The organism is Candidatus Borrarchaeum sp., from assembly GCF_019058535.1.
GTDB lineage: Archaea > Asgardarchaeota > Sifarchaeia > Borrarchaeales > Borrarchaeaceae > Borrarchaeum > Borrarchaeum weybense.
This window is the reverse complement of record NZ_JAHPYX010000220.1, coordinates 1-11,916: the sequence shown is the minus strand read 5'-3', so window position 1 is coordinate 11,916 and position 11,916 is coordinate 1. Positions and strand designations below refer to the sequence as shown.

The following is an 11,916-nucleotide window of genomic DNA, read 5'->3' as shown; positions in this document are numbered from 1 at the left end:
TGATAACATACTACTTGAAAATTGGTGTAGAGGTAATGAACGAGTTTATTGCGGATGTCTCGTTTAATATTGGTGGTTTTGGCGTAGGCTTTGAGCAACTTATATAACGTTTTCCACCAGTTCTTACTACGATACTGTTTACGACTAAATTGCTTACACAACTGCTTTATCCGGCGTGTAACTGGTATCTTGTATCGTATACGTATCCCATTCGACAGCGATAACTGATTCTTTACCCCAAAATCAATGCCAATTGATTTGACTGGCGCTACCACCACCGGTCTGCTTTCTCGCGGAGTATAGGTGGTTATTGCTATGTAATACTCGCCATTCTGGTGAAGTAAGGTGGCATTAGCATATTCACAATTGGATGGTAGTTGTTCTAAACCGTTGACACGCAGTTTTTGCGGCATCTTTTGAAGCTGCAAGTATTTGCTATTGATGAGCTTGTAGGTATTGCCGTACTGCTTGAGTGGGGTGGACTTCACATACGACTTAAATTTCAACCGCCCAATCTTGTGACCCTTGGCTTTCAGACGTGCTAAGCCACGGATATTCTGCTGGGTGCGCTTAATGATGCTCTGACGTACTTGCGCCGGTAAATGCCTTAATTGGCGCAGCTCAAACCGGTCTTTCACCTTCATCGGGACGGCTGTTATTGTATCATCGATAGAGAACACGTTAGGATGCCCAACACAGTAATTATAAAGCCATTTAGCTTCCAAGAATAATCGATTTAAGTGAGTTAATGAGTCTTGGTTTAAATGTGAGCGGTCTAGCTTCACGGTATACACCCGGCACACCATGTGTTTACGCCGCTCCTTAGTGTCCTTCAAGGTAGCTTTGATCCGCTGGTTCTTTGTTGACATGACACAAGTGCTCCGCACAACTTACAATAACTCGTTAATAATGTACACTACAATTTCTCACTGTTTGTACTCCATCCTTGTTTATAAACTCAGCAAAAAGTAGCACAAAGTTAAAAAATGTACTATCCTGACACCATTCATCCCCAAACTCAAGCAATGGGGCTTTCTTGCGTCGTAACATGTAAGATTGCGGAAAAAAAGAAAAAAGGTATCAAAGAACCTTCAAATTTAGTTATTTTCCAATGATTATTTCCATTGCACTTACGTTCCTTGTGCCTTCAGATGTGTTTATTTGTTCTGTGCTAATCCTTATATCTTTGACGCCCACTTCTGGCATGAAACGTTTTCTTAAGATTTCAGCTACATCAACTGCTCTGCTAATTGCACGGCCTCTAGCCTTTATGGTAATATCGCCTGCGCCTCGGTTTAACTGAGTAACACATGCAAGGACATAGTTCATCACTGGTTTATGACCTACGAACACAGTGTTTTCATCTGCCATACTTACACCCCTTGAATTGGTTTCTGTCATATCTGATACCTAAGCTCGAAAGGCTCTATAGATAAGAAATTCGGGTCGTTATAGATATACTTCATTTAAATGCTTTGTCTTTAGTCAGTTTTGATGCTCCAGCAATTGCTTGTCCTATAGAGATACCTCCATCTCCTGGAGGAATACGCTTATGTTGTACAAATCTAAGATTGCCTTGAGTGACATTTTCCTTAATAGTTCTCACTATAAAATCGTTATAAGCGACTCCTCCGCTAACACCAATCACATCAATTCCTGTTTCCTTTGCAATCTCAACCGCTATGTCAGATAGACCTTTTGCGATAGCATATTGTGCAGTGCTGGCTATGCTTTTTGTTGCGATCCCTTTTTCTTTCAGTTTCAGTAAATCTAGAAGAATTGTTGAGGTATCTAAAAAGGTTCTTCCCTTCCTATGTTGAATATAATCTTCGATAGAGAGTTTTATTGGTTTCCCTTCCCGTGCAATGGCTTCTAATCTAATAGCAGGTTCTCCTTCATAAGATCGAAATTGACAAATGTCTAAAAGCGCAGAAACTGCATCAAGAAAACGCCCTGCGCTAGTAGTCATAGGTGTATTAATATTTTGTTCCAATTGTTTCAACATAACATCTATTTCTTGTTCTCCATGTTTAAATCCTTGAATGCAATACGTTTTCAGAAGATTTCGAACACCATCTTCACCAATTTCACTGTATAAAGAACCTCCTAGCATTCTGCACGGATAGTATGTGGATATATCCCCTCCTGGCATCGGTTGCGGCATTAGACTTCCAGGTCTTGTAAATGATCTTAGATCACCTTCAAGAATTTCTCCTCCCCAAGACTGTTCATCAAAGGCTCCATACCCAAATCCATCAATTGCAATAAGAATTATAGGTTCAGATATTTTCATATCTACCATAAGTGCCTTAAGATGGGCATCATGATGCTGAACTGGAATTAATTCACAATTAAATTCAGATGATAGTTCTTTTGCATATCTAGTTGTTAGAAAATTAGGATGCAGATCACAACATACGACATCTATGTTCTCAGGAATAAGCAGATTCAAAAAGTGATTAGTCGTCTTTCTTAAAGCGTTTAATGTTGTTAGATTGTCTACATCCCCTATATGCTGAGATATGAATGCTTTGTCGGACTTAATGATTGTTGCTGTAACATTCGTTTCAGGTCCTACACCAATAGCGTTTATGTCCTTAAAGGGGAGAGATATATATTCCGGGACATATCCTCTGCTTCTTCTAAGAAATGTTTCATTCTGTGCAACAATTTTCACAACAGAATCATCGTTTCTTTGAAAGATCTGTCTATTATGAAGTAAAAAGTAGTCAACAATATTCCCTAATTTACTAATGGCCTTTTCATTTTGAATGAACATCGGCTCGCTAGGCTGATTTGCACTTGTCATAACGAGAGCCAATTCATCTAAATGTTTGAAGAGCAAATAATGAATCCCTGAATAAGGTAGCATTACACCAATTGTATCAAGACCAGGGGATATTTCTTCAGGTAAAACAGAAGGTGTTCTTTTCTTAAGCACTACTATAGGTCTCTGATAAGATGAAAGTAATTTCCGTTCTAGAGATGTTGGAATAGTAAATTTCTCAAGGGTAGTCAGATTGGCGCTCATAACGGCAAAAGGTTTATTTGATTTTTTTCTACGTTTTCTGAGTTTAAGAACAGGCTCATCTTCGCTTGTTTTAACTGCAAGATGAATACCACCAATTCCTTTGATAGCTAGAACATATCCTTCAGAAATAAGACGAGCAGCAACTTCTATTGAATCTTTAACTTCTATTAATGTACCATTCTTACCATATAAACTAACACGCGGTCCGCAGATTGGACATGCCATTGTCTGTGCATTTAGCCATCTCGTTGTAGGATCTGTGAATTCTTTAACACAAGATTTGCAAAGAGGGAACTCCTTCATTGAAGTTCTTTCTCTATCATAGGGTAAACTCTCAATAACACTAAATCTAGGGCCGCAATTTGTACAACTAATTAAAGGATAATTATAGCGACGCGAATTTTTGTCAAAAATATCCTTTCGACAGTCATTACACATCGCAATATCTGGTGGAAAGACAGCACCCTTTGGTGATCCTTTCTTCTTACTGCTTCTCCTTATAATAAATGAATCAAAATCTCCAACAAAAGACGTCCATTTTATTTTGAGACTTTCAATTCTCGAAAGAGCAGGTTTTTCTTTTTCTACTGCATCACAGAAAAAGTCAATTCTTTCTTTTTCTCCCTCAACAACGATTTCAACCCCTGCATCACCTAGGTTCAAAACATATCCCTTCAAACCTAATCTGTGTGCTAATCGATAAATAAATGGTCGAAACCCAATTCCCTGCACAACGCCTGTAACGTGTAATTTTGCTCTTTTCTTCAATGAATTCTCCTCAATCGCAGACTTTCTTAGATATTCTTGAAATCCATTATTACTCAGAGAAGTAAATGCCTTTTTTGAACTATTACAAAAAGGAATTCATAAAGAAATTGATTTGGACATGATTTCAGCATACAACTAAAATTTCTTTGAATTAAAAACAGATTAGAATGAAAGCAATTTAAATAATTATTCAATTTCAAGGGATTCCATCTTGAAGAAGAACGGAATATTGCTTATTTTTTCATTAGAAACCTATGGTTCTGTCATCTCGTAAATAGAAAATTAAGTGACAAAAATCAGAAGACCTACAAGACTATGTTGTTTTAATAGAAAGACGTGAAACTTTTTCAGAGATGTCTCGCATCTCCTCTTTGATTTCTTCTATTCTGCCAGTTTCAATATATGGCTCGGTCATCCAAACAACCCACAAGTAAGTTGAAAGCACACTTATAGGAGGAAGAGGGGCATTTATTTCATTACAGATCGTTTCCTTGACGAAAAGTTCATTTTCATACATCTGTACGATCTCTCGGGCATGGATAGAAAGCTCATCGACAAGTTTACTTACGTTAAAATGCTCCTCTGTATTAGTAATAAATTCTACAATTAGTTGACAGAATTCCACATACTCTTTGAATATTTCTCCATTTGTTAGAAGGTGTTTTACAGTTCCATTATAGATCTTAATAAATTCTTCTCCAATTCTATTGCTCTTTTCTAACATTGACAATATAGTTGCTTCGAACTCACCTAATTCTTTTTCTAATTCCTTAAACTCCTTTACTATTGTTTTAAATCTAGGGAGGCTCTTTTTCAATTTGAGCATCGCATCTTCCATATTTTTTACAAGTTTTTGCCCTACTTTTTCACCAATATTTTCAAAATTCTTTAATTTACCAAGCGATCCCTTCTTTAGGTGCACCAATTTTGCCGCTATATTTTGTAGCTGGCTAATTACTTTCCAAGATTGTGATTGGATGTGATTCCAATGCCTTATCGAATTTTCAAGTGTATTAAGAAGTATTGTTGGAAAGCTGTTTATATCTTCCATTCTACCACTACATAAGATATATGGATGTAATTCCTAAAAAAGATTTTGTTGAATGTATAGCGTTATATGATATGGTAGTGTAACGTAATAAACCAAACCTTAAGAATTAGTGATTTTGAACAATTCTTCAGATCTTTAAAGAAGTTCATTATTAAAACCAATTCCATTGCAAGTTATCTCAACTTGACGATTACTTCCCTCCTTTACTGAAAAAGATGCGCTTGTTAATTGTTTGCATATCTCTATCGCAGTTTTTGTATGCAATGTAAATTTATTGGTAATGATTTTGGATGATCCTTCTGCAAGTGCCATATAAATTATTAGTTGGTCTGCGAGGAAAGGATCTACTGGACTGTCTGCGTTAACTATTTCTAACAATTTTCGTGCTGCTTCACGTCCCACAACTTCAGCAGGTTTTCCTTTCTCTCCGATTGCATCTGAACCGATAATTGCACCAGCACTTGTCTTTGCCCATAGTGTAATACCACTTCCTGGGGAGAGACTGTCCATTATCTGTTTTGCAGTTATTTCTATGTTTTGATAACCTGCATCTTTCACTTCTGAAATAGCAGCCTTCTTTTGGCGTATTGCAACATGTTCTGGTAATTTTGCACAGTAGGATGTTCCGCCAATATTTTCGATTTTTCCAATATTGTCTAGTATGATTGGTTTTAGCTTCTTGCTGGGATCTATTTTAGCCTCGATTATTCCTCCACCTTTTGGATAAAATCCGTGCTTTTTTATTTCAATTTGTGTACGAATGCCTGTCTTTTTGAGGATAGGTAATAAAACATTCTGAATAGATGGTGTTGGTGGTGACCATCTTACAGTTGTACCGCCTATCAACTTAAGATTCACTTGTTCCGAAGTAAAAATTGCAACTGGCATTAATACTTGCAGTAAGAGTGTCACACTTCCTGCTGTTCTTACATCTACTGTATAATATCCCCCTTTTCGTGTTGTAGGTAAAAATTCAATTTCCTTAGATCCAATATTTAAGCCTCTTACAGAGGCATTAGTCAAGTCTGCTAGTGCTTTTAGCCCGGTTAAATGTTGTGCTTTTAAACCTGGCGTTGATCTTTTTCCCCTGATATTGATAATCTCAACAGGAATCCCTGTTATTCCTGAAAGAGCGGCAGCAATTCGTAAAATCTGGCCTCCTCCTTCGAGGATTTCGCCGTCGATTTTTACAAACCCTTGAGTCAAGTGATTCGCCCTTCATTTCATTCAGTTTGGTTTTATTGAGTTTTGTTCAGAACATTCAAAGAATAAATAAAGTACTCAATTGAATCTTAGATCTTTTAAGATAAAAGTAAGCCTCTAAGAACCATTTCGACTCTTTAATCTGAGTATTTGTACGTTATTTTTTTGAATTAAATAAATAAATCTTCACAAATCTCCCATCTAAATCAAATCAAGAATATTAAAAATTGAAATAATGTTCCTAAAACGAAGACCAATATGCTTAGTATTAGATATGGGAAAATCCAAGGTGAGACCTGGCTAATGACGAGGCCTATGACTATACTGAAAGCAAATGAGCAGATTGGTAATATTATAACGGAGGAAGGGGTTATAGACAACAACAGTTCGTTGAGGATAATAATCAAGAAAAGAATAACTACGCTATAAGTATTATCAATTCCTAATTTAATACAATGAGTGAATAGCGGAACATACACAATAAAAATAAGCAGGCCGTGGAGCAACATCCCTAGCAGTGAGTTAAGATACCTAATAAACTGCCAACCTCCAAATATTAACCATTGCTTCTTCTTCACCTTGGTTCATAAACTCCGCGCAAAAATACAATATTTGTGACTAAAAGCTAATGCATCTGATATACAGCATCTTAGAGAGTTTATGGATGTGCCCCATCCCCCATAACGATAGTACACTACTGGATGGATATTTTTTTTCTTATATAAGAAATAAATCTTGATAATTTTTAGAAACAGTTCTCACAAATGTTTCCATTTCTCTTTTTCTACTGTTTTCTACTTGACTTTAAATACTTTCGATAGAGTCTCCAATAATTGATATCGTCTTTAAAGAAAGAACTTTTTCACTTAAAAATAACTTTTGTGGCAAAAAATTGCGTGGTCTTAATATATTTTTCTTATCAAAGAAAGAAGCTAAATAAGTTCTCCTAAAAGTACTTTCGCGGCTTTTTTAAAGTATAATAAATCGTGGTCCTTAAATATTTCTTTTGAAACCTGTTAACAGCTTAATAGAACAATGATAAAAAAACAGGAGGACATATTAATGGATCCAGGTGGAAATTGGCCTTGGTAGTTACCTCTAAGAATCCCTTCTCAAATTCTTTTTTTCAAACATCAATTTTTAACAGATTCTCTGTTGAAACGATAAGGTAAAGAGTATTTTAACACAATCATCAGACTAGTTTTTTTGCTGCTTTCTCAAACATATCCACATTATTTAGATCTATTTGGAGATTGGATTGCACAATTTTTTCTAGTCTTTTATCAGCACATTTCTTATCGTTTTTTAACGTATATGGCATACGAGATATTTGCCTCCTTGTCAAAGGAACATCTGCAGCTATCTCCAGTGCTTTTGAAACACATTTTTCCCCATAATTATCTTCTATTTGTTGGAACAAATCATATCCTAATTCATAAGGATTGATTGATTGCCCATATTTTAGGGTGAAATATTCATGATCAACATTCAGGTTTTTAGTATCAGATATTCTGTTTTTAATCGACTTTATTTCATTTAAAACCTGCTGAGAGAATTCTTGATTTTTTTTAGGAGTTCTTTCGAGTATTTTTTCGAGAGTTTTCAATACAAGCCATACTGCAAAACCCTCATTGACTATCAATGTAGAAACGCTAAACCATTGAACTCCAATTGCATATTTATCTGATATTTTCTCCAATTCTTTCGTTAACAATCCAATTCCTTTACGATGATATTCCAGTTCAAGAAGTTTTCTCCCTAATATTGTATTTTGATAAAAGAAACCATGACCGAACTTCTCATGGATGATAATGTTCAGAAGGCCGGCAATTGAGTCAGGATAAATATATTTATTCATATCATAGAGGATATTCACGTCACCTAAAGGATCTACAAACGCCATTTGTTGTATTGGAATTCTTGAGACGTGTAATCTAGTTGATCGTCTTTTGTTTTTGTGCCCTTTATTATCATTAAAATTAAAATATTCTGAAAGAGTTTCACGAAACGAATTAAGGTTATGATAAACAATAGGAAATTTTCCTACATGAATTCCTAATTCATCCATAATATCCCATATTGTTTCGACTTTTTCTCTTATCTCATTTACGACACCAACTTTCAGTAAATTTTTAGGGAATACTTGTAGAGTGATTGGTGTAGCAAAAGCCCGATATTTCTCGTTTTTCATGGTGAAATAAAACAATTGTGGATGTTTTTTACTATAGAGTGGTTCAGTTACTCGAACAAGGACTTCAATATTCATTGATTGCCCAGGAGAAAATAAACGATCAATTTTCATACCGCCGTTCTTTGCCATACGTATTCCTGAGATTATTTTTATGCCCTTTTTAGGAAATATGCCCTCAATATTGTTTACATGGACTGAAGTGTCGGAAGTGATTTGTATTTTATAAATGATTTTTTCATTTACCTCCACTTGTGTTTTGTCGACTGATACAACAAAATCTAAACCCCTTGGCTCCACCTTATTGGTAGTATCAAAAACCGGCGTATATGGAGTAAATGGTATTTCAACGAGTTTGAATATATTTTCAGGTAATTCTTCTAGATGAGGGAGATTATTAAGTAAATCTCTTGTAAAACCATAACGTTCCATATCTTCGGCATCCTTGAAATAGTTGAGTGCACCAGTTAGTTCTTCTACCATATTATCCTTAAACTTGTCCTTTTCTATGGGATTATCATTTTTTTGAAATAATAGAGAATTGTAAATGTAACTAACTAACTTTTCGAACCCAAGAACGCTGCTATATGTTTTTTTAAACATTTTTAGCATTCTTGTTGCATCTATGAGTGATTGATGAGCGAGTTCATATTTCTTATTTAATTCAGACAAATTAAGATCCACGCCACGACGCATTATTTCTAATGCGTACATCCATCCTTGACAAAAGGATTTCAATCCTTCACACAAATTCTTTAATGCTTCATCAGACGATAAAACCTGTGATGCGGTTTCAAATTGATCGGTTGCACTCGCAAGATAAGATGCCGCATTTTTATACTCACTGTCTTTGAGTGCAACTTCAGATTGTTCAAGTCCAAACAATCCATTAATAAAAGAATAATAACCTTCGATATGAATATCTCGATCTCTGAATTGCGACAAGAGTGTGTTTGCTTCTTTAAGTAGTTCAATTGCCTCTTGACTCTCACCAATATTACGACAGATTAATGATTGCAACATAAAAGATTGTGCAATGCAAAATGCTTTTGCTGCTTCAAAAAAAAGTTGTTGTAGATCATAGGCTCTCCTGTCAATGAAATATTGGAATTGTGTTTTGTAATATTCAATTTGATGTTCTAAAGTCTCTTCAAATAAACGAGTGATCTTAGAAAGAATTTCAAGCGTTTTGTTATACTCTTCCTCTATAAATCGCATAGATGCCTCTTCAAAGAATGCATATGCATTATATAACAGTCCTTCATAGGAAAAAAATTCATTTAATTGCAAGAGTGAACTCGTTTTTTGATATAACTTCATAGCGTGTTCATAGTTTCCTTGAAGGTGTGATTCCTTAGCCTTCACACCCAATAATCGTGCTTGTAGGTATTTTTTTAGATCATGATAGTATGGATAATCCTTTCCAGCAAGAATTATCTTATCAGTGAGATTGTACCCTAATTCATAATGCTTTATGGACAAAGAATACTTCTGATAATCTTCTGCAATAATAGCGATTTTATATGCCTCAAAAAGCGCATCTTTGAACTCATCTGTTTCCAATGCAGATTTATAAGATTTAGTTGCGTATTTCACGCATTTTTTAAAATATGTCTGGTTTCGTTCCACTTTAGATAAATCAAAATAAATCGAAGAAAGATCACGCCAAGTATAATATATGTGTGGTGACCACGTTACAGAAATTTTTTCATCCTCAAGTAGCAATTCTTCGGATTTCTTTAAAAATTCCAACTTCTGTGAACGTGAAGTCGCGAATGTAGCATTCATTTTGTATATTTCGTTAAGATAATGGTGCATTTCAACCTTATCGCGAGTACTTTCCATATTTGAAGACTTATAAATATATTTCATTCTTTCTGCGGATTTCATCGCTTTATTTATGTAATTTTTGAACTTATCTTCTTTCACAACCTCAAAATAGACGATAGAGGTGTATACTTTGGTTTTCAGTTCATATTTATAGAAATGCAGATGTGGCAGAAAGATTAGTTTTTCATATTTGTCTAGGTTATAGCAATCTTCTAAAATTTCATCAAACATTTCTTTTTTTCGTTCGCTTACTCCTGCAGCATAGATTATACGTAGTAGTTTCAATCTGGACTTATTTAGTAAAGCCAAATAATCAAATTCAAATGATCCATGAGCTTCAGCGATTTCGGCCAGAATATCATAAAGGTACATGAAACCGATAAAATCTTCTTCTGTGGTAGCCTTATCTCCTCTTAACATTATTTGTGGCAATTGTTCAGCATAAGCAAAAATATATGCTGATAAAATATGTGCATCTCTATTTCTTGTATTCTTACTTAATTTTACCGCCTTATGTGCTAGTTTTATTACATTCTCAACTATGTTATGCCGTTGTTCAAAGTTCATTTCTCTAGATTTAGAAATAAGCTGAAAAATTAGGCCCTGAGTATACCAAACACACCCTAAAGAATGATAGTCATCATATTCAACAGATGATTCAAGTTTTTGAAACTTAGTTACGTTATCGATAATGATCTCACCTAAGTTTAAGATATCGTTAATAGAAGCGTCTTCCTCTTTGTATTTCATCGTATGATATTTTATAAAACACTCTAGATGATATGATCGCAAAATTTGTCTTATCAAGTACTCTTTTTCTGCGAGACTTCTCGCTTTATAGACTAGTTCAAGTGCTCGATCGTATTGTTGCATACGACTGTTATTATTTTCAATCAATAAACAGTATTCCATAATTACTTCAGCTAAATTCAAAACAATGACAGGATCTTTCATTTTTTGAAGTTTTTCTAATTGCACCACGATTTCATCTATTTTCTCTATTCTTTCATTCAAAGTCTTTAGTTTGAAATAAATCTCCATCTCATCTTCAAAGTTCATTTCTTTTCGCCTGAAAAGATCTATCATTAATCAATCTTTGAAATTAGGTTGATATTATCAAATTCGATATCACAATAACAAACAAAAAATTGAAATGTCTGAAAATTTAAATGTATAGTTAAAAATACTAATTCTAATCGAATCTTTGCTCTAAATTCTATTAAAAAAACGTTTTTTTTCATAAAAAATGAAATTAAATAAACAGGTTTCTGTTGTTTTATCGAAATCATTAAAACACAGTACTTGAAATTGAGATCTAATTCCAGATTTGAAGACTTATATACATGCAGCTATAGATAACCCTAATGTGCCTTGACCTTAACCTCAATAAGAATCCATTTTGGAGTTCAATGATCTTGAGGGAGTTACAAGGCGCACATTTTTGTTTTACTTCACAATTAAATAGTTCCAAGAAAAATGTAAAATAAGTAATTAAAGTATAAGTAATTAAAGTTTAAGTAAGAAATCAAAGAATAAAAACTCTAGTTAAAAAAGAGAGAAGAATATTAAAGTGGTACTTCAAGGTTCATTTTAAGAACAAGTTCTTTATAGCGATTTCGGACTGTTACTTCTGTCACTCGTGCTACTTCAGCTACATCTCTTTGAGTTCTTCGTTCGTTCATTATAACTGAGGCAATGTAAATTGCCGCGGCAGCAACGCCAGTAGGTCCGCGACCCGATGTGAGCCCATTTTCGCTAGCCTTTTTTAGTATCTCGATGGCCTTAGCTTGTACCTCCCCAGGTAGTTTCAATGAACTAGTGAACCTTGGAACATAGTCTATTGGG

6 protein-coding genes and 1 pseudogene are annotated in these 11,916 nt (G+C 34.7%); all 7 read right to left on the bottom strand.

Translation table 11 applies throughout. The features are described from left to right. Window positions 1–869 (bottom strand): transposase (locus QVB70_RS13475; protein ID WP_287587202.1); only part of this gene is annotated, 869 nt, incomplete at its 3' end. 232 nt (window positions 870–1,101) lie between these two features. Next, a complete protein-coding gene (gene albA, locus QVB70_RS13470) occupies window positions 1,102–1,371 on the bottom strand; it encodes a DNA-binding protein Alba (RefSeq protein ID WP_287587200.1) in 270 nt (89 codons plus the stop codon). 91 nt (window positions 1,372–1,462) lie between these two features. Continuing rightward, window positions 1,463–3,799 (bottom strand): carbamoyltransferase HypF, encoded by a 2,337-nt coding sequence (gene hypF / locus QVB70_RS13465; RefSeq protein ID WP_287587198.1) that lies wholly within the window; start codon window positions 3,797–3,799, stop codon window positions 1,463–1,465. Window positions 3,800–4,112: 313 nt separating this feature from the next. Beyond that, window positions 4,113–4,850, bottom strand: coding sequence for a hypothetical protein (locus tag QVB70_RS13460; RefSeq protein ID WP_287587195.1), 738 nt, complete (start codon window positions 4,848–4,850; stop codon window positions 4,113–4,115). A gap of 135 nt (window positions 4,851–4,985) precedes the next feature. Beyond that, a complete protein-coding gene (gene rtcA, locus QVB70_RS13455) occupies window positions 4,986–6,056 on the bottom strand; it encodes an RNA 3'-terminal phosphate cyclase (protein ID WP_287587193.1) in 1,071 nt (356 codons plus the stop codon). A gap of 1,189 nt (window positions 6,057–7,245) precedes the next feature. Beyond that, a complete protein-coding gene (locus tag QVB70_RS13450; protein ID WP_287587189.1) occupies window positions 7,246–11,130 on the bottom strand; it encodes a hypothetical protein in 3,885 nt (1,294 codons plus the stop codon). A gap of 506 nt (window positions 11,131–11,636) precedes the next feature. Continuing rightward, window positions 11,637–11,916, bottom strand: a pseudogene (tfb, locus tag QVB70_RS13445) (transcription initiation factor IIB); the annotation flags it as partial.